This window comes from Acidianus manzaensis, from assembly GCF_002116695.1.
GTDB lineage: Archaea > Thermoproteota > Thermoprotei_A > Sulfolobales > Sulfolobaceae > Acidianus > Acidianus manzaensis.
This window is the reverse complement of the sequence record NZ_CP020477.1, coordinates 1,702,052-1,720,362: the sequence shown is the minus strand read 5'-3', so window position 1 is coordinate 1,720,362 and position 18,311 is coordinate 1,702,052. Positions and strand designations below refer to the sequence as shown.

The following is an 18,311-nucleotide window of genomic DNA, read 5'->3' as shown; positions in this document are numbered from 1 at the left end:
GGTATCCCCTCCACAGGCAGTCCCATCCCTCATCAGCCAGCTCTTTCAGCCCAGTAGAACCAAATGAATTCTCGTTTAGTTGATACAAAAACTTTTTCTATAAGGCTATTCATCCCCAACCTCATATAAAACATATTAGTCGGGTTTGACTTATACAAACCCGATCAGGGTGAGGCCGAACTCAACCTGGAGCTTTAAGCTTACGGATGGAGACTTCCGCCCCTTAACCCCCATTAATGTTAAATTAATGAAATTTTTACTCTATTCGTTATATAATTTACCTATCATTATTATCTTTTTAGCTACATCTAAAGGATCTTTACCAAAAATGTACGTTATTGGTTCTACTCCTTTTCCTCCTAGATGAACTATGGCATCAATATTATCTGAATAATTTGCTATTACTAAGTTTTCTATTGTTTCGTCGTCTGCATAATCTGTAGGTCCAGTTATTTTATACTTCATTTTTAATTTATCTAATGATTTCTGAACTTTTTCATCGTATTTTATGTTCATCACTGATCTTATCTCTGGTGATTTCTTATTTATCCCTATGAGTATTCTACCTAAATGTTTGCTAGCTCCCCACATTGGCTTAGATGCTGGCGTTGGTATATCTCTAATTTTAGTAATTCTACCTGCTACTGCAATTACGTCTTCTATGTTTTTCGGATTTTTCTTAGCATATGCTATATTACTTAAGACTTCTGGAATCAAAGGAGAGATTAATGAATTTTGTATCATAGTTAATGATAAATTTAGTTCTTCTTCTTCGTCTTGTCTATATATTGTTTCACATATTCTGCAGTCCTGTGGAATTCTTGGATCTTGTGATCTATGAAAATTACAGAATTTTAATTTACTTAAATTAGATAAACCAAAAGTTGTAACGAATTGCATGGAATTTTTTATATTATTTGCCAATAATATTTCCGTTAACATGTCTAAAAGATAATTTATTTCTTCATCTGTTAGGCCTAATTCGTGTAATTTTTCTAGGTAAAATCTTTCTTGAATATCCAAATATTGCTTTATTGCTGGCTGTGTAACACCGATAGTTGTAGCTATCTTACTTTGACTTAAACCTAGATTTCTAAGTCTTTTAGCTTCTAAAGCTCTAATATTAGGTAGTAAAATGTCTGTTATTAGTGATAGAGGAGTGTCAAGCACGATTATTACATTAAATGACATAAATAAATGCGCTTTTAATATCAGAGTGGCTGCTATAGACGGAAGTTTACATGAAGTAAATTACGAAAATTCTAAATTATCATATGTTATAGCTGGTGCTGTATTCTTAAGGATTAGTGATAAATCAATATCTTACGAGGAAAGCTTAATATCAGAAGATATCGAAGAAAATATAAATGGAGAAGAATTAATGAGAAAAATGGAGTATAAGCTAGCAAATGAAATAAATAATGTAGATTTGATTTTTATGGATAGAAAATTATCAATGGATAGGAGTTTAGGATTTAATATTCCAGCTAAGGTAATTGGAATAGTCAAAGACTTTGATCGTAGTAAAATTAATGTAACGTTAGATTCTCCATGGCTTACGATAGAAAGTAAGGAAGACTGTATTACTATTGGTTATTTTAGATTTTTTAATTGGATATTTATGTATCAAACTAATCTCGATGATCTAAATTACGTATTTAACATCTTATATAGATTGGCTTTTGAGCCTATACCAGAAGCATTAGGATATAATTATCCATTATTTTTAGCAGATAAGCTAGCCAAGTATTACCGAAATCAAAATGTAAAAGCTCTTGACTTTATAGCTAATAAGAAGTTATCTAGATATAGGAATTTCAGAAGGATTGTTGAAAATGGAAGAAGGTCTTTTTGAGCAAACTATAGGAAAATTAAGAGAGTTAAAAGTATATTCTAGACAAACTGCTGATGGTAGAGGATCAGTAAGCTTCAGGAGTTTTATAATAGAATTTCCAGTTAATTCCAATTTATCAGCAGGAAAACTGCTTGCAGTAAAAGCAATTAATAATGACTATTTAATTCTTGAAGTTACTGATATTCTTCCAGTTCATTATGGAATGATAAATCTAGATAATTCTATACCTAGAGAAATAAGAGATGAAGTAATGAAAAAAGTAGAGGAAAGCTGGGGAAAGAGCGATGATGAATCTTGGCTAGATGTATATGCATATCCAATAGGGTACTTATTGAAATTTAATAATAATATAGAATTTTATAAGGGATATTCTCCACCAATACCAGGTAGTACAGTGTATATTTTTTCTAAAAGTCTTTATGAGAATTTTGTATGTGAGAAGAATGGAGAAAAAATAGGTACAATAATTGGAGAGAATGCTGACTTACGAATAAATCTTGATAAGGCTATAAATTATCATATAGGCGTTTTTGCATTCACTGGATCTGGAAAATCTAATTTAACTTCGACTCTTATAAGAAGAATACTAAAGAAAAATGTAAAAGTTGTAGTATTTGATATTTCTTTGGAATATGGTATTTTACTTTTAGATCTATTACTAAATGAAAACTCAAGGCTTATAACTACAGAAAGACTACCTATAAATAGTATTGATGCAGGAAGAAGATTTATAAGAACTCATGTAATTCCAGAAGAACTTTTAGATTTGAAAGACGAAATAATGAAAATTTCTTCTGAAATCTACAATCAGGGAAAAATGAAGCAACTATATGTCCCTCCAGAAGGATCTACTTACCTTACTTACGGAGAAATTATAGATATGGTTAGAGCGCAAATAAATGATAAATATACTGCTTTTGCTCAAAAACCACTATTTGGATTACTTCTTAAAAAAATTGATGAAATAATGAGAGAAAACAAATTAAGTAAAGAAGATATAGCTGATAACACTTTAAATCCTGCATTAGAGGAAATTGAAGAGCTAGGAAAAAGTAGTGGTTTGAAAGAAAATGCGTCAATTTTTGCTTTCTTGAATTCTTTAAAAGTATATTTATCATCAGAAGTAAAGGAAGGAGAAGAATACGACATAGAGAAATTGGCAATAGAAATAATGGATAATGATCAAAATTCTCCTAAACTATTCATTTTAGAATTGTCAAATATGGAAGAAGCGAGATCTATAGTAGCGCAATTAATAAATACAATAATGGCTAGAAGAAAAAGATCTTATTCGACAACCCCCATATTATTTGTATTAGACGAAGCACAAGAATTTATTCCATTTGATACTAGACAAAAGGATTATAGTGAATTATCTAGTAATGCTGTAGAAAAATTATTAAGACATGGAAGGAAGTATCATCTTCATGGACTAATAAGTACTCAAAGATTAGCTTATTTAAATACTAACGTTTTACAACAGCTTCATACTTATTTTATTAGCACATTACCTAGACCTTACGATAGGCAATTAATATCTGAAACTTTTGGCATTAGTGATGCTTTAATGGATAGAACATTAGATTTAGAAGTAGGTCAATGGTTATTAATTAGTTTTAAAGCTGCATTATCACATGATGTTCCAGTGTTCTTTACTGCACCAAATAATTTTAATGAGCTAAAGGAATCTTTTCAGAACTCAAGATCGTCTTCATCTATCGGTTGAGCGTAGTCATCATTTTTATTTATGTAGTTTTATCGTCTTTATTAACTTTTCTTATTGATTATTTTAGTTTAAACCCTAAATATTACCTAAATCTGAAAGTATTTTATTTAACCATGTAAATTTGCACAGATGCATGTTGTTAATATTTTACTTTAACTAGTAAATCTTTTATACTGATAAAGAGAGACAAAAATGTCATGTCAAATAAATCAATTTTCGTTAGAGAGAGTTCTGGATTATTAAAGCAAGTAAATCTTCTTGATGCTATAATGCTTAACCTTGGAAATATGTCAGCTGGAATAGCTCTATTTGAGTCTATCTCTCCGTATGTTAATTCAGCTAATAATCCTACTATTGGTGGACCTGGAGGAGTTTTATGGTTAGCTTCTATTCTAGGATTTATTTTTGCTATTCCTCAACTTATTCTATATACTATCATGAATAGAAGAATTTCTAGAACTGGTGGAGATTATGTATGGATATCTAGAAGTTTAAATGGACCTATTGGAGCAGTAATGGCTTTATCTCTTATGATAGAATCAGTAGCATATTTTGCACTAGTAGCTTTCTTTTCTGGAAGTTCTATTAATGCAGTATTATGTACAATAGGAAATCTAGATCATTCGGCAGGATTAATTAGTTTAGCTCAAAACATTTTCGTAAATCCTTACGGTGTTTTAGATCTTAGCCAAAAAATAATATTTTATGGTATATCAGCAGCATTCTTTATTATTGTTATTTTAATAAATATATTCAAAGCTAGATGGGGTTATACTATAGTTACTGCTCTAGGGTTTTTCTCATTTTTCTCATTAATTTTAGCCATGATATTAATAGCAATTAATATTCACAATTTCTCTTCTAGCATAGCACCATTTATATCAGATTTCAATATATCAATTCCACCAGTAAAATATTCTGTCATACCTTCAGTGAATTGGAGTTACACGTTATTTTTACTTCCTTTATTTGCGCTTTATACTTATCCTTGGATGCAAGCAGGACCAGCAGTATCTGCAGAATTTAAGCAACAACAAAAAGTTATCAAACTAAATCTCTTATTGGCTTTAATTATTACAGGATTAATAGTAACTTTAGGATTTTTTGAGATGGATTTAGCTGCAGGATATTATTTTAATTATTATGCCTATGGTTCATTTATCTATAACTTTTGGACTGTGGCTATAGCATTATCTAGTAATCCTGTAATTCAATGGATTTTAGGTTTAGGAACGATAATTTGGAACTTTTACGTCTTATCTTATGGTGTCATAGTATTCTCCAGATATGTTTTCGCATTATCGTTTGATAGAGTTTTACCAGAGAAGTTTTCTACTGTAAACAAATATGGCTCTCCAGTGTTTGCTCATGCATTAGATCTAGGCATAATGTTATTGTTATTATTGATTCCAGTGTTTTCAACGGAAGCAGCGGTATCATTATATGGTGCAACAATTTTAGGTGCTTTATATTTCCTTATCGTTAGTATTGCTGGTGCATTTTATGGAATTAGAAACAAAATATCAATTTTATCCATAGCTGGTATAATATCTGCTCTATATTTTGCTTTCTTAACTTATGAAGCTGGGATTAATCCAATATTCGGATTTAATAGTACTGTTGACAATATTCCTATTACAAAAATCTTCGTAATTTCTGTTCTTGTTATGGGAGCAATAGTATACTTAATCTCTTGGTACAAAAATAAAAAGAAAGGAATAGATATAAATATAGCCTTTAAAGAAATTCCGCCTGAATAAAAATTTATTTTTTAACGTAGTATATTTCACTTATGCAAGTTTTAAGAGATAAACTTACGAAGAAAAACTTAGTTATCCCTATTGCGTTTTTGCTTATAGCAATTAATCCAATAACTGAACTTCTAGAGCCAAACTATGAAGCGCTATATATGTCAATGCATTACGTTCTCTACATAGGAGGATTTATATTAGGTTATGAAGCATTTAAAGGATCTAGACTTTACTTACTTCCAGGTATTATTATCCCAGTATTTTGGCATATTCCTCTATTTTTTAATATTGGTGGAGCTTATTTGGATATAAGAATAGTGGAAGACCTCAGTTTATATTTTGGCGGATTATTAGCTGGTTCTACTTTATGGAGCCTAAATAATGCTAGTAAAGTTATTCTTTTCGTATTGTGGATGATGGGGGATAGCGTTTTGTCTGTAATCCTTATAGTGGGATGGCCACCATATTCAAATCAAGTATATAGATTTTCTCCATTTACTGTATCTGAAGAATTATATACTGGTTTAATTATGTTTGGAATAATGACTGTTATATTTATTTATATTGTAACAAGAATGCTAAGATCTATCTTTAAAATTTGAGTTATAGATTAGATTTTTATTAACACAAAAACATTTCTAAATCATGTCATTCTTTAAGAAAGAAGAAACTAAGATTTTTCACATAGATCATTTACCAGAAGAGATGAAAGTTGCAATAAAAACTATCATAGATTCTTCTATACCAGATGTTGCTCATGCATACGGATTTAGATATCTTTACCCTAAACTAGGTGAGCCAATATTCATACCTTATGGCAAACTAGATGGAAAATTTAAGAATACTCACGAAGCATTTGAAAAGATATTAAGTGAAGTAGAAAAACTAAGAAAAAATGCAGAAACATATAAACAATGGTACCCTAATATAATAATGTATGATCATTATAGATTTACTTTCTATTCTTATGTGGATCCTAGTGAAGGCATGACAGTAGGGATTTCAGCTGAACCTTTATCATCACCTGGCAACTCCTTTGATGTAAACGAAATCTGTCAAAATATAAAAGGAAATGCGGTAATACTTAATTCCGCTTTAGCAGGATATATTCCAGTTACATGTTTATCCAATTTTGATGTGAAATTTATTGATAATATATCTAAAAGAGAAGATGAAATAATAGAGGCTTATCTATGGTTGAATCAACGTTTTCATGAAAAATATGATAAAGATAAAACATATGACATTGAATTAGGAAGGACTTATATGCAAAGACTATTTAATGTAATTCATTCAGCTATAGGAAAATATTCTTCTAATAATAAAGCCGAAACAGCAATAATACCTATATTCGTTGAGAAATATGTAGATGGAAAAATATTGGATGCAATACAAAATGATGAGAGTTATAAGCGACTTTTAACGTCAGCTAGATATTATGATATTTCATTGTTACCTAGCCTTTTTGCTGATACTACAAAAATTATTGAAGATGCTAAAGGAAAATATTCTAGAATAATTCTTGTAGGAGATAAAAAAATACCTTCTAGCCTAGATATTCAAGAAGGTAAGAAAATAATAGATAAAGAGACTATAAAAGTAATAGACTTTTAAGTATAGCAAATTCTAGACTCTTTAAGAAATCTGATTTCTTTACATTCCATTCTTTTATATCCTATATAGTCTTCTGCTATTCTCTTTAAATTTAAATCTAAATAGTCTACCTTATATGCATCTATAAGAAACCAATATCCTTTTTTATTAATAGTTATTAGCCTAGGGTTAGTTTCCATAATTTTATTTAAAGAATTCTCGTAATTTCCACTACCTGCTATTCTAAAGTCCTTTATTATTATGTCACCATATCTTTCATCAATATCAATACCGTCAACATAAATAGTAAGCAAAGAGCCAGATTTTATTATCGCTGAAAATTCTATTGGATCTAGTATAAGCTTATATTTATTTAAATATGATAACCATCTTTCTCTTTTTCTTCCTCTTGTTTTATTTTTTATAATTGAAGATAATGTAATTGAATATATTACATCGGAAGGCGTGATAGAAATATAATCAACATCACGATATATAGAGGTAGAAGAACATTTAGTATCAGTTACTTCTCCATTACATAAATATGTAATTTCTCCCAATGGAGGTAAAAATAAATCTTCTGGCTTTTCTATTTTTAGGTCCACATAAAACACTTCATGTTTTTGCTTAATTATTCTTTTGCTTTATTTTAGTAAATATAATTAAACTTTACTACGTATCTTTCAACTAACATAATATTATTTGTTTGTTTATTTGGTATTTTCAATACATAGATAATTTTTATTATATTAAAAGTATTAAAAATAGACCTCCGTCTGTTATAAATGCAATGGACGGAAAATTCTATATTGGATTAGCTATAATTCTAGTTGTAGATATAGTAATATACTCGATTTATCCACTAATTAATGCAGTAGAACCAGAATTCCTAGGATTAACAGCGTTTTACTGGATACAAACTGTATTATTAATTGTAACGTCTGCACTATATTTACTAATAAGTTATATATTTAGGGGTGATTCAAAATGAATATAGATGCAATTACATTAGCTATATTTATTATACTATTTGGAATATTTGCTTTTTTAGGATTCTATGGATCTAGATGGAGAAAAGGAGACCTAAATAAATTAAGCGAATGGAGCTTAGGAGGAAGAAGATTAGGTACATTGTTCGTTTGGTTCTTGTTAGGAGCAGATTTATTTACAGCATATACATTTATTGCAGTACCTGCTGGAATATTCGCTAGTGGTTCACTATACTTCTTCGCAGTACCATACGTTGCATGGGGATTTGGAGTTGCTTTATTGACAATGCCTAGATTATGGAACGTTTCAAGAAATAAAGGATATGTAACTGCTTCAGATTTTGTAAAGGATAGATTTAACAGCAAAACATTAGCTATCTTAGTAGCTTTAACTGGAATTGTAGCAGAATTGCCCTATATAGCATTACAAATTGTTGGAATGGAAGCAGTTTTAGATTTATTATTATTAGGATTTGGAATATCTAGCAAAATAATTACGGAGATCTCACTAGTTATAGCTTTCATAATTTTAGCAGCCTTTACATTTGTAAGTGGTTTAAGAGGTGCAGCACTAACTGGAGTATTTAAAGATATACTAGTTTGGATCACCGTTATAACTGTTATCATAGTAGTACCATTAAAAATAGGGGGCTTCTCGGCTGCTTTCCATGATTTAGCTACGAATTTTGCAGCATACAACTTAGCCTCAGTAACTGGAAGCAAGGTACCACCTGCTATGGAAACGTTACCAAGTAAGTTAATTCCAGCATATTTCTCCTTAGCATTAGGTAGTTCGTTCGCATTATATTTATATCCTCACGCTATCAATGGGTCATTAAGTTCTCAAAGCGAAAAGAAATTAGTCTATAGTACGTCTTTATTGCCAATATATGGTATAGGATTAGTATTTATCTCATTATTTGGGGTCTTAGTTTATGCTGTTCCATCAGCATTAGGAGTAATAGCTAAGACTGGGAATGGTGCTTTAGTAGTTCCCGCATTAATAGCTTCTACTATGCCAAGTTGGTTTGTCGGAATAGCGTATTTAGCAATTTTTGTAGGAGGGTTAGTTCCAGCATCCATAATGGCAATAGCATCTGCTAACTTGTTCGTAAGGAATGTAGTAAAAGAATTTAAACCAGATTTACCTCCAATGTCAGAAGCAAAATTAGCTAAATGGTTCTCTACACTATTCAAATTTATTGCATTAGGATTCGTATTTGTAGTTCCTTCGACTTATGCTATACAGTTACAGCTATTAGGAGGTATAATAGTAACCCAAACATTACCAGCAATATTCTTAGCATTATATACTGATAAACTAGAAAAGAATTCAGTAATTGCAGGATGGACAGCTGGTATATTATCTGGTGTAGGAATAACTTACTATGTAAATTTCATAGAATATCACTTTGGAGTGTTCAAAACATCGTTATTTACTACTCCACTAGGTCCTATTTTCATTGCTCTAATAGCTTTAGGAATTAATTTAGCAGTAACATTAGTAGGAACTGCTATAGCATATGGTTTAGGATGGAAACCTAAAAGTGCAATAAAGAAAGAGGAGATAATAAAAGCAAATACGAAATGATTTTTTTATACGAAATATTTTATTAGTTTTACTATTTCTTCATAATTGGATTTCTTACAACTTATTCCGTCAAATCCATTTCCATCCAATACAGAAAAGAATCTGCATCCTCCTAAGCACATTGGTAAATATGGGCAATCTTCACATTTCCCTTTCCATATATTTTTTGCTACAACAGATGATAATTTACTATTAAGATATTCTATAGTACCATCTTCTTTTAGCTTGCCTTTTATATAAAGGGGATTTCCAGTAAAAGCCCAGCATGGATATATATTTCCTATTGGATCTACTACTATATCTTCATCTATATGAGCAACACATACTCCTAATCTAAAAACTTCTTGAGGTATCTCGAATCCAAGATCTTTAGCTGTTTCCCAAAATTCTGTCAGTATTTTTCCTTCATTTTCTTTAGGCATTATTCTATTCCAATACTTATCATTGAATACGTTATCGTGCACTAAATGAGGATCTAATCTTATTTTTGTTATTTTCTTTTCTTTTAAATCTGTAAGCAAATCTTTAATGTAATTGGCGTTAGTAAAATCAATATTTATTCTTAATACTACATTAGTATGATCTTGAGCATACTTCAAATTATCTATAATAATATTATATGAACCTTTTCCACCTATAAAATATCGTCTTTTGTCATGAATTTCTTTTGGCCCATCTAAAGTTACTTGAACATATCTTAATCCTAGAGAATTCAATTCGTCTAATATTCTAGGGAATAATAGGGAAGTATTAGTGACTATGCTAAAGGAGTATTTATCTCCGTACCTAGATAACAATTCTTTTGATATTGTTTTGATTTTATCCAGTTCGAGTAATGGCTCTCCTCCAAAATAAGTTACTCTTATTTTTCTATTATTTACATGTTTATCTATATAATTTATAAATCCTTTAATTACTGAATCCGTTACTCTTAATTTATTTTTAAATGCTTTTTGAAAACAATAAGGGCAATCAAAGTTACAATCATATGTTAAAACTAGGGTAGGTTCTAGATACTCTTTTTTCATAATTAGTTTGTCTGGATCAAATTCTTGATCTGCAAAACCTTCTTCTATAATTTCTTTTAGGTTTTCAGGTACTTCTCCATTAGCTAACTTTTCCATTTCTTCTTTAGATACTTTTATAGCATAACCTGTTAATGTATTAAAAATAATATTATAATCGTAAAGAAAAACGTTGAATTTAGATAGTTTCATCTCCTTCCCACCCTTATTGTCCCCAAGAAGGAGAGTAGTTACATCTACCTGTTTTTCTTTGGATTTTTACTACTTTTGGAGAGTTCATAAAAAAAGAGAATCATGATAACATATAGAGATAACTAAAAATAATCTAACATGTATTATGTATAACTTTGTTAAAGAATAATGAAATAAAAGTTAACGTTAAGCAAATTAATTTTTAATTACTTTAAAAGTTGAAGAAATCGAACATTAACATGCTTTGAAGCATCATCATGTCTATTAATGACATAGCCATCATTAATGGAAGTACATCTCCAAACTCTTCGTATATTGTCTGTGGATCATCGCCTCTTTGTATGGCTTCCATCAGTTTATTAGCTTTGTTTTGTAACTCTTCTTTTATAGTCTTAGCTTTTTCTAAACCTGTAGGAGTTAATGCATAAACTTTCTTTTTAAAAATAATTCCTTTTTGTTTCTGTACTACTAAACCTTCTTTTTCCATTCCCTTTAAAATCAGTTGAATATCTTCTATATCTTCCCTTAAATTTTCAGCTATTTCCGCATCTGTTAGTTCTCCTTTATCGTCAAGTAAAGCTAGTATTTTATCTCTTGCGTTCATACAGATAAAAGTTAGAAAAAGGAGTATTTAATTATTGCTAGGATATCTCTATCTTTTTACTTATTAATTCTTTAATTTTATTTATCATTAATATTTCTCTTCTAGTGTAAAATGTTACTGCAATACCTTTTCTTCCCATTCTTCCTGTTCTACCTACTCTATGAATATAGGTTTCTACATCTCTCGGTACATCAAAATTTATAACTTCATCTACATCTATCACATCTATTCCTCTAGATGCTAAGTCTGTTGATACTAGAATATTTGTTCTTCCTTTCCTAAATGAAGTTAAATTCCTTAATCTCTCTTTTTGTGATAAATCTCCGTGTAAAAGTGATACATCGTAATAATCAGAAATTTGATCATATAATTCCTCTGCTTTTTTCTTAGTATTTACAAATATTATTGATTTATTAGAGTCATTAACTTTGTTTTTTAGTTTTTCAATTTTATCTCTCCAACCTTTTACTTCTACAAATAAGTGATCAATTTCCACTGGTTTATATTCATCTAATTGTAGAAAATCTATATTTGGGCTAAATTCTCTGGCTAAATTTTCTATTTCTTCTGGTACTGTAGCTGAAAAGAAACCGTAAAAATTAGGATTACAATGGCTTAATATCATTTTAATATCATCGATGAATCCCATATCAAACATTCTATCTACTTCATCGACCACCGCAAAACTAAAATCTGATAAATCTAAATCTCCTTTCCCCCATAAATCAAGTATTCTTCCAGGAGTCCCTATAACTATATCGCTTTTACCCTCTTTTTCTTGACCAGAATATGAAACTCCACCTATTATCACGCCAATAGAAACATTAGAATATTTGCTTAATTTTTTAGCTTCATCTTTTACTTGATATGCTAATTCTCTAGTTGGAACTAAAACTAAAGTATGTTCTTTCCTTTCTATTGCTGGTATCAAATACGCTGCTGTTTTTCCTGATCCTGTTTTTGCTTGAGCTAATACGCTTTTACCTTGTAAAAGCAAAGGAATTGCCCTTTCTTGGACTTTAGTAGGATTAACGTAATTTGCGTCATTCAACGCCTTAATCAAATCTTCGCTTAAGTTTTTAAACATACCCCGCTATTCATTTTTAAAGCTTATAAATCTTTATATACAATTAACATTACTATTATTAAGGAACTTTTTTAACATAAAATTTCTATATAAATTAGATAAAAATGAAGAAAAATCTTATATAGTAATATTTACATTCTTATATAAATATATTTTTAACTAATTTTCCTTAAAGCATCTAAATCTTTTGGAGAAGACAATAAAACAGATTTAACACCAATATCTTCTAATTCTGTTATTACATTTTTTACTTTTTCTATTGATATTGATGGCTGGGATATACTAGCTAAAATATCTTTGTTTCTTTCAGTTTTTATAATTATATAAGGTATGATTTTTTCCATATTTACTAAGGATTTTAATTCTTCTACATTTGAGAAGTTTAAGCCAAGGAAAAAATCAGCATTAGTAAATTCTAGCCTTGATTGGACCTCTATCTTTGATTTCCTTAAACTTAGCATCATTCCAGATCTTATATTATATTGCTTAGCTATGCTAACTGCATCTTCTGAAGATAAATATCCAACTTCCTTACCAATTTTCGGCTTATCTCCTTTAGTAAATGCTATTTCTAAATTGAATGCCTTAGCAGTAATTGATAGTCCATGAACGTATAACTCGTTAACGTCTAAGAGTCTTTGGTTTATTATTATTCTTTTATCTTCGAATTTATCTCTAGCTAAAGATGCTATGGATACTGGAAGAACTGATGGGATTCCTAAAGGTAAGTCTGGTATGTCGTAGCCATCAAATTGACTTAAATCTTCGATCTCTTTCTTTATCTTTTCGATTTTGCTTTTGGGATGAAGCTCTACTAATAATTGCATTAAAAAGTAATACTAAAAATACCTTTTAAGCTTTATAGAAGAAAAATTTTAAAATGAGAAAGAAAACATGTATAACATGTCAAACAATAATGACGAAGAAAAAAAGAAAACCATAACTGTTAGAGGAGTAGATTCTTCCTTATATGATAAAGCTGTAATAACTGCTAGGCAGACAGGAAAAACCGTAGGAGATATAGTCAATCAAGCATTATCTAGTTTTTTAGGTTTAACTGATAGTGCAGAAGAGAAAATAGATAAGTTAATTTCAGGAGTGAAAGATACAGGTAAGTCTTTTATTGAAGGATACAAAGATAGTAAGAAAAATTTGCTTATAATTTCTAATGTTGACGAACTAACATTAAATAAGGATGAAATTATCAAATCTGGTAAAATAATATCGTTTAGAAATATAAGAAAGCTTCAGTTAAACATTGATGAAGATACACTAAAAAATATTGACTCTATTATAGGTGTTGACGAGCTAATAATACCTAAAGGAATAAACAAGATCCTTCTACTTTCAAAGTGCAAATTTGTTAAAAAGATAACAGAAATCTAGTTTTTTATTTTCCTAATCCTTACCTTATGTTAATGAGATGTACAAAGTGCAATAATCCTGCAATAATTAAGATAGGATATGCTAATTTGTATCTATGTAATAAACACTTTATTGAATGGTTTGAAAATAGAATTGAAAAGACTATTGATAAATATCATATGTTAGATGGAACTAAAAAGTTAGCCATAGCTGTTTCCGGAGGAAAAGATAGTACTACTTTACTTCATGTAATGAATAATATTGCTTTAAAAAAAGGTATAGATTTAGTAGGAATTACTATTGATCTAGGTATAGACATGGGTAAAAAATATTCATCAAATAGTGTAGATTTTGCAGTAAAAAATTACGAGATGTTAGGAATAAAATACAAAATAATTAAAATAAAAGAGGAATATGGATTTACTATTGATGAAGCTAGATTCAAAATAAGAAGACCAGTATGTAGCACTTGTGGATTAACAAAAAGATACGTATTAGAAAAAGCAGCAAAAGAAGAAGGTGCTGATACTTTAGCTACCGGACACAACTTAAATGATATCTCTCAATATGTACTTACGGGCTATTATAATGGAGATATTTTAAGTTTAGCCAGATTATCTCCTGTTTCGCCTGCTGAAAATGGTTATATTAAAAAAATAAAGCCATTATTCTTATCTTCGGAAAAAGAAACAATGACATATGCTATTGTAAAACAAATTCCATTTCTATATCAATCTTGCCCTCATACTTTTAGAGTAGGTGGAGAAACTCAAGACAAAATAAGGAGATCCATTGAAGAAATGGAAGATAAAATTCCTGGATTTATGGTATCTTTAGTACAAAATTTCGAGGACAAATTTAGACCTTTAATGGCAGACATACCAAAATTAACACTAGGAAAATGTAAAATATGCGGAATGCCTACAAACAATAATAGAGATATATGCTCTTTTTGTGCAACTAGATTAAAATTGACGGTGAAGGCACATGAAAATCCAACTTAGATATCCGGACGATACTCCTGCAGGTTATGTAATTTATGAAAACGGCTTATCAAAAGTTTATGATGAAAAGGGAAATGAAATTTTTGAAGTGAATGGCGTATTTCCTCCATTACCTAGTAAAGTAAATTACTCATGGATAGAAAAAGTTTTGGAAAATGGTATAAATGATGGTAGAAAAAGGTTTATCCTTTACGTAGCTTCTAGATATTTAGTTAATGTAAAAGGATTAAGCGAAGATGAAGCATTAGAAAGACTAAAGGAATTTTATTATAAAAATGGTTCTGGAAAAATATACGATGCATGGATAAGGTCAGTAATAAAAGGTGTTAAGTCAAAAGGACTTAGGCCACCGTCACTGAAAAAATTGCAAGAAAAAGATAGAGAATTGTATGAAGAAGTTTCTAAGATTTTAAGTTAAATTTGTTTAAATAAGACTTATTAATGTAAAAGAGTAGAGTAAAATATGTCTTCTAGAGAAGAAGAGAAACAAGAAGAAACTGATAGTAAAAGATGGAGTAAATTTACGTGGGGAGTCGTTATAGGACCTTTATTATTCTTCTTTATATTATCAATAATGTTAGCGGATTATCTAACTAATTTTGGACCCTGGAGAGCAGTAGCTCCAGTAATAGTAGGTTTTGCTATATTCTTCTTTATAGTAGGAGTATTTCTAAGAAGTAAATTTGGAAGACTAGCGATTTAAGTAACTAACTTTTTTATTCCTCCTTATAAGAATTTAAGAAAACATTTTATTTTAGGTATTAAAATATTTACACTATGCAAACTTACGAAGTTAAAGAGAATATAATTAATTCTACATCTAATGGTGTATTTAACGAGTACTATGAGATAAAAACTGTCAGATACTTTAAAAATGGAAATTGGTATATAAATAAAAAAATAGATAAAGAAGATAAAATAGAGAAAAATTATGATGTTTGCGAATCGTTTATTCATCCATCAATAAACGAGTGGAATAATGCTATTGACATATTATCTCAGATTCAAGATGCTAATATAAAAGTAAAAAAGGTAAGCAGAAAAATTTCATTCGAAGATTCTATATCTTGTGTAGAAGAAAAAATAATGAATTATATCGAATACGAAAATGAAAAATTCGCATTTATAGGAAATTTATCTGATATAAAAAGTGCAGTTGGATTATTAAATGAGTTATCGAGTGTACAAAAAATAAGTGGTATAGAGAGAGTATGGCCTATAGATAGGACTTATGTAATTTTAGATCCAGAAGCCACTGCTAATTTGTTTCATCAACTAATGAATTTTATTAAAGGAGATAATCCCAAATTAAAACTAGGAGAAAGAATATTTTCAGAAGATATTTCAATTTTTGATAATCCACGAAATCCATATCTAATAGGATCTCAAGTTTTTGACGATGAAGGTGTAAAAACTAGAAAAAAACAAGTAATCTCAGATGGAACAGTAACAGAGTATCTTGGTACTCTTACGTCCAAATACGGTAATCCAGGTAATGCAAGAGGTATATTACCTCATCCAGATTATTTCAATTTAGAAGTTAAACCAGGAGACTGGAATTTTAAGGAATTATTAGATGATACAAAATTTGGTCTTTTAGTATTAGGCTCAACAAGAAGCGAAATAATAAAAAATAGTATAAGAAGATTTCCTAAAAATGCGTTATTACTAAATAGTGGAAGAATATTTGTAAGAGAAATCGCAATAACGTTACAAGACTTAATTACTATAGATGCAATATCTAAAGACATGAAAAGTGCTTACATAGATGAATTGCATGGAGCAATAACTCCATTTATTAGACTAAAAGCAAAACCTATAATTTATTAATGCGCATTATGCCAACTAGGAACTTTTGGATTACATACCGAATCCCATGCATCGTAGGGTTTTATATCTAGTACTGGAGTTTGATTGTAAGCATTTATTCTCTTCACTTTGAGAATATTTCCGTTTCTTTTAATTAATTCAACTACAGAAATACCAATTGGGTTTGGTCTGTTAGGTGACCTTGTAGCAAAAACTCCTACCTCTAAGCCATGCCTATTCTTAATTAATCCATTAAATTTAGCTTGATGCAAATAATATATTACTATCAAATGAGAAAAACATTCTATTCCTTTTAATCCATCTTCAAATTCTTTATTTACATAAATTTCTACTTCTTCGTCTAGGCTACATCCTTCGCCTCTTCTAACATACCCAATAGGAATAAAGTTCAAAGTTCATCAACCATCTTTTCAAAGCCCTTAATTTCTCTCAATGGCATACCAGTAGTATTCCTGTCTACGGAAAGAATCTCTGCCACTATACTTAATGCTATTTCCTTATCTGTTTTAGCTCCTATATCTAATCCTGCAGGTATTCTTAAAGCCTTTAATTCGTCCTTCGATATTCCAGCTTCTATAAGCCTCTTTAAAATAATCTTAGCTCTTTTTAGGCTCATTACCACAGATATGCTTTTCGCTTTTGCTTGTATACTTTTCATTATAGCCCACGTATCATAAACATGTTTAGTAGCTACAATTACGTAACTATCTTTAATTAGCTCATCCGGAATAGTAAATACTGTTCCTTTAATTATTTGATCAGCATCATAATCGCCATCTTCCGCAAAAGGGTCTATTACTGTCACGTTAAAACCTAAATCTTTTAAATATCTAGATAATGGAGAAGCTATTGTTAATGTTTTACCTGAACATTTTGAAGAATCAACCCTTACACTATCCTTGTCGCAAAATACTGGCTCTTCCATTTCTGCCTCTCTACTAGAGGCGAATATTACAATTCTCATAAGAAAAATATAAGGAAAAGGAAAATAAAAATAATAATGGTAAAATCATGTGTTCCCTTAGATCATAGATATAAATGCATTTATCAAACTTAATAATCTGTTAATCATTTTTTCAATTATATCTCTATAGAATATTAGTAGGATAAATCTTATCTTGTATACTAGGAGAATCTTTTTAGATATCTTTTCTTGCTCATTTAAAATCTCTAAAAGTTTAGACGATTTAGTATGTTCCTTTATATATTTTACAAAAGATAAAAAATCTTTAATAGCTGACATAAAGTTAGACTTAATGCTAGATTCATATTCTGCATATTTATTTCTTAGAATACTTACATCGATTATATCATCAAATATAATGTCCATATTTAATATATTGACGTGTATTACTTTATAATAGGAATATGTTAATATTATGAAGTTATGTTTACTCTTACTTGATGGCTTCTTGGAAACTCAATATCAAATAATTTCCTTATTAAGCTTTTTAAGTCTTCTGACGTAATATTATATGTTGTATTATTATATCCCTTTTCTGTAATTTCGTAATTGTTTTCATCTAACTTTCTGATTTCTATCCATCTATCTCCTTTAAAAGATTCTACTCTTATTACTTTCCCTTTTTCTAACTTCATGCATTGGCTTATAACTAATTTGTCAGCTGATCTTGCAGGCATCCATGGCATATAATATAAAAATATTGTGTTTTAAAATAATTTACTCATTTTTTTAAAT

At 29.5% G+C, this 18,311-nt stretch carries 21 protein-coding genes; 12 read left to right on the top strand and 9 right to left on the bottom strand.

Annotation, left to right across the window (positions count from 1 at the left end):
- Positions 1-261 precede the first annotated feature (261 nt).
- Entirely contained in the window at positions 262-1,170 is a 909-nt protein-coding gene (locus tag B6F84_RS08650) for a thiamine-phosphate synthase family protein (protein WP_187152662.1), read from the bottom strand.
- On the opposite strand from B6F84_RS08650, the gene B6F84_RS08645 reads away from it, so the two are divergent.
- From B6F84_RS08645 to B6F84_RS08625, 5 genes are all read left to right on the top strand, one after another.
- Positions 1,136-1,855 (top strand): DNA double-strand break repair nuclease NurA, encoded by a 720-nt coding sequence (locus tag B6F84_RS08645; RefSeq protein WP_148691869.1) that lies wholly within the window; start codon positions 1,136-1,138, stop codon positions 1,853-1,855. The genes B6F84_RS08650 and B6F84_RS08645 overlap by 35 nt on opposite strands.
- Positions 1,836-3,581: an ATP-binding protein gene (locus B6F84_RS08640; protein WP_148691868.1), complete on the top strand. Its 1,746-nt coding sequence runs from the start codon at positions 1,836-1,838 to the stop codon at positions 3,579-3,581. Before B6F84_RS08645 ends, B6F84_RS08640 begins: the two co-directional genes overlap by 20 nt.
- Before the next feature lie 197 nt (positions 3,582-3,778).
- The gene (locus tag B6F84_RS08635) at positions 3,779-5,341 is read left to right on the top strand and encodes an APC family permease (protein WP_148691867.1); all 1,563 of its coding nucleotides are present in this window, start codon (positions 3,779-3,781) and stop codon (positions 5,339-5,341) included.
- Between the two features lie 32 nt (positions 5,342-5,373).
- Complete coding sequence (locus tag B6F84_RS08630) at positions 5,374-5,934, top strand: DUF1404 domain-containing protein (RefSeq protein ID WP_148691866.1); 561 nt, start codon at positions 5,374-5,376, stop codon at positions 5,932-5,934.
- A 43-nt stretch (positions 5,935-5,977) separates the two neighbouring features.
- Positions 5,978-6,946 (top strand): hypothetical protein, encoded by a 969-nt coding sequence (locus B6F84_RS08625; RefSeq protein ID WP_148691865.1) that lies wholly within the window; start codon positions 5,978-5,980, stop codon positions 6,944-6,946.
- On the opposite strand, the gene B6F84_RS08620 is transcribed toward B6F84_RS08625, so the two are convergent.
- Positions 6,943-7,530 (bottom strand): hypothetical protein, encoded by a 588-nt coding sequence (locus tag B6F84_RS08620; protein WP_148691864.1) that lies wholly within the window; start codon positions 7,528-7,530, stop codon positions 6,943-6,945. The genes B6F84_RS08625 and B6F84_RS08620 overlap by 4 nt on opposite strands.
- Positions 7,531-7,715: 185 nt before the next feature.
- On the opposite strand from B6F84_RS08620, the gene B6F84_RS08615 reads away from it, so the two are divergent.
- Both B6F84_RS08615 and B6F84_RS08610 read left to right on the top strand, forming a co-directional pair.
- Complete coding sequence (locus tag B6F84_RS08615) at positions 7,716-7,916, top strand: hypothetical protein (RefSeq protein WP_148691863.1); 201 nt, start codon at positions 7,716-7,718, stop codon at positions 7,914-7,916.
- Complete coding sequence (locus B6F84_RS08610) at positions 7,913-9,505, top strand: sodium:solute symporter family protein (RefSeq protein WP_148691862.1); 1,593 nt, start codon at positions 7,913-7,915, stop codon at positions 9,503-9,505. Before B6F84_RS08615 ends, B6F84_RS08610 begins: the two co-directional genes overlap by 4 nt.
- Before the next feature lie 5 nt (positions 9,506-9,510).
- Here the strand turns inward: B6F84_RS08610 and B6F84_RS08605 are convergent, their stop codons facing one another.
- From B6F84_RS08605 to B6F84_RS08590, 4 genes are all read right to left on the bottom strand, one after another.
- The gene (locus B6F84_RS08605; RefSeq protein WP_148691861.1) at positions 9,511-10,722 is read right to left on the bottom strand and encodes a radical SAM/SPASM domain-containing protein; all 1,212 of its coding nucleotides are present in this window, start codon (positions 10,720-10,722) and stop codon (positions 9,511-9,513) included.
- 211 nt (positions 10,723-10,933) lie between these two features.
- Positions 10,934-11,326 (bottom strand): MarR family transcriptional regulator, encoded by a 393-nt coding sequence (locus B6F84_RS08600; protein ID WP_148691860.1) that lies wholly within the window; start codon positions 11,324-11,326, stop codon positions 10,934-10,936.
- A 37-nt stretch (positions 11,327-11,363) separates the two neighbouring features.
- Entirely contained in the window at positions 11,364-12,413 is a 1,050-nt protein-coding gene (locus B6F84_RS08595) for a DEAD/DEAH box helicase (protein WP_148691859.1), read from the bottom strand.
- A gap of 155 nt (positions 12,414-12,568) precedes the next feature.
- The gene (locus B6F84_RS08590; protein ID WP_148691858.1) at positions 12,569-13,240 is read right to left on the bottom strand and encodes a hypothetical protein; all 672 of its coding nucleotides are present in this window, start codon (positions 13,238-13,240) and stop codon (positions 12,569-12,571) included.
- Positions 13,241-13,316: 76 nt separating this feature from the next.
- Here B6F84_RS08590 and B6F84_RS08585 point away from each other — a divergent pair, with 76 nt between their 5' ends.
- The 5 genes from B6F84_RS08585 to B6F84_RS08565 all read left to right on the top strand — a co-directional run bounded on the left by B6F84_RS08585 (position 13,317) and on the right by B6F84_RS08565 (position 16,612).
- Positions 13,317-13,799, top strand: a complete 483-nt coding sequence (locus tag B6F84_RS08585; RefSeq protein ID WP_148691857.1) for a hypothetical protein — start codon at positions 13,317-13,319, stop codon at positions 13,797-13,799.
- A 32-nt stretch (positions 13,800-13,831) separates the two neighbouring features.
- The gene (locus B6F84_RS08580) at positions 13,832-14,782 is read left to right on the top strand and encodes a PP-loop family protein (protein ID WP_148691856.1); all 951 of its coding nucleotides are present in this window, start codon (positions 13,832-13,834) and stop codon (positions 14,780-14,782) included.
- Positions 14,766-15,200, top strand: a complete 435-nt coding sequence (priX, locus tag B6F84_RS08575) for a DNA primase noncatalytic subunit PriX (RefSeq protein WP_148691855.1) — start codon at positions 14,766-14,768, stop codon at positions 15,198-15,200. The genes B6F84_RS08580 and priX overlap by 17 nt, the downstream gene beginning before the upstream one ends.
- A 45-nt stretch (positions 15,201-15,245) precedes the next feature.
- Positions 15,246-15,485, top strand: a complete 240-nt coding sequence (locus B6F84_RS08570; RefSeq protein ID WP_148691854.1) for a DUF2207 domain-containing protein — start codon at positions 15,246-15,248, stop codon at positions 15,483-15,485.
- A gap of 74 nt (positions 15,486-15,559) precedes the next feature.
- Positions 15,560-16,612 carry a metallopeptidase TldD-related protein gene (locus B6F84_RS08565; protein WP_148691853.1) on the top strand — a complete coding sequence of 351 codons (1,053 nt, stop codon included), beginning with the start codon at positions 15,560-15,562 and terminating at the stop codon, positions 16,610-16,612.
- Here B6F84_RS08565 and tsaA read toward each other — a convergent pair.
- The 3 genes from tsaA to B6F84_RS08545 form a co-directional block, all read right to left on the bottom strand.
- Positions 16,609-17,004, bottom strand: coding sequence for a tRNA (N6-threonylcarbamoyladenosine(37)-N6)-methyltransferase TrmO (gene tsaA / locus B6F84_RS08560; protein ID WP_148691852.1), 396 nt, complete (start codon positions 17,002-17,004; stop codon positions 16,609-16,611). The genes B6F84_RS08565 and tsaA overlap by 4 nt on opposite strands.
- Positions 17,001-17,576: an XdhC family protein gene (locus tag B6F84_RS08555; protein WP_148691851.1), complete on the bottom strand. Its 576-nt coding sequence runs from the start codon at positions 17,574-17,576 to the stop codon at positions 17,001-17,003. Before B6F84_RS08555 ends, tsaA begins: the two co-directional genes overlap by 4 nt.
- A 413-nt stretch (positions 17,577-17,989) precedes the next feature.
- Positions 17,990-18,262, bottom strand: a complete 273-nt coding sequence (locus tag B6F84_RS08545) for a hypothetical protein (RefSeq protein WP_148691849.1) — start codon at positions 18,260-18,262, stop codon at positions 17,990-17,992.
- Between the last annotated feature and the right edge of the window lie 49 nt (positions 18,263-18,311).

Excerpts from the sequence above, each read along its gene's own strand:
- B6F84_RS08625 (WP_148691865.1), top strand. The coding sequence starts at position 5,978 with ATGTCATTCTTTAAGAAAGAAGAAACTAAGATTTTTCACATAGATCAT.
- B6F84_RS08615 (WP_148691863.1), top strand. The coding sequence starts at position 7,716 with ATGGACGGAAAATTCTATATTGGATTAGCTATAATTCTAGTTGTAGAT.
- B6F84_RS08545 (WP_148691849.1), bottom strand. The coding sequence starts at position 18,262 with ATGCCATGGATGCCTGCAAGATCAGCTGACAAATTAGTTATAAGCCAA.
- B6F84_RS08610 (WP_148691862.1), top strand. The coding sequence starts at position 7,913 with ATGAATATAGATGCAATTACATTAGCTATATTTATTATACTATTTGGA.
- B6F84_RS08570 (WP_148691854.1), top strand. The coding sequence starts at position 15,246 with ATGTCTTCTAGAGAAGAAGAGAAACAAGAAGAAACTGATAGTAAAAGA.
- B6F84_RS08555 (WP_148691851.1), bottom strand. The coding sequence starts at position 17,576 with ATGAGAATTGTAATATTCGCCTCTAGTAGAGAGGCAGAAATGGAAGAG.
- B6F84_RS08590 (WP_148691858.1), bottom strand. The coding sequence starts at position 13,240 with ATGCAATTATTAGTAGAGCTTCATCCCAAAAGCAAAATCGAAAAGATA.
- B6F84_RS08600 (WP_148691860.1), bottom strand. The coding sequence starts at position 11,326 with ATGAACGCAAGAGATAAAATACTAGCTTTACTTGACGATAAAGGAGAA.
- B6F84_RS08645 (WP_148691869.1), top strand. The coding sequence starts at position 1,136 with ATGTCTGTTATTAGTGATAGAGGAGTGTCAAGCACGATTATTACATTA.
- B6F84_RS08580 (WP_148691856.1), top strand. The coding sequence starts at position 13,832 with ATGAGATGTACAAAGTGCAATAATCCTGCAATAATTAAGATAGGATAT.
- priX (WP_148691855.1), top strand. The coding sequence starts at position 14,766 with ATGAAAATCCAACTTAGATATCCGGACGATACTCCTGCAGGTTATGTA.
- B6F84_RS08605 (WP_148691861.1), bottom strand. The coding sequence starts at position 10,722 with ATGAAACTATCTAAATTCAACGTTTTTCTTTACGATTATAATATTATT.
- B6F84_RS08595 (WP_148691859.1), bottom strand. The coding sequence starts at position 12,413 with ATGTTTAAAAACTTAAGCGAAGATTTGATTAAGGCGTTGAATGACGCA.
- B6F84_RS08640 (WP_148691868.1), top strand. The coding sequence starts at position 1,836 with ATGGAAGAAGGTCTTTTTGAGCAAACTATAGGAAAATTAAGAGAGTTA.
- B6F84_RS08565 (WP_148691853.1), top strand. The coding sequence starts at position 15,560 with ATGCAAACTTACGAAGTTAAAGAGAATATAATTAATTCTACATCTAAT.
- B6F84_RS08635 (WP_148691867.1), top strand. The coding sequence starts at position 3,779 with ATGTCAAATAAATCAATTTTCGTTAGAGAGAGTTCTGGATTATTAAAG.
- B6F84_RS08630 (WP_148691866.1), top strand. The coding sequence starts at position 5,374 with ATGCAAGTTTTAAGAGATAAACTTACGAAGAAAAACTTAGTTATCCCT.
- B6F84_RS08585 (WP_148691857.1), top strand. The coding sequence starts at position 13,317 with ATGTCAAACAATAATGACGAAGAAAAAAAGAAAACCATAACTGTTAGA.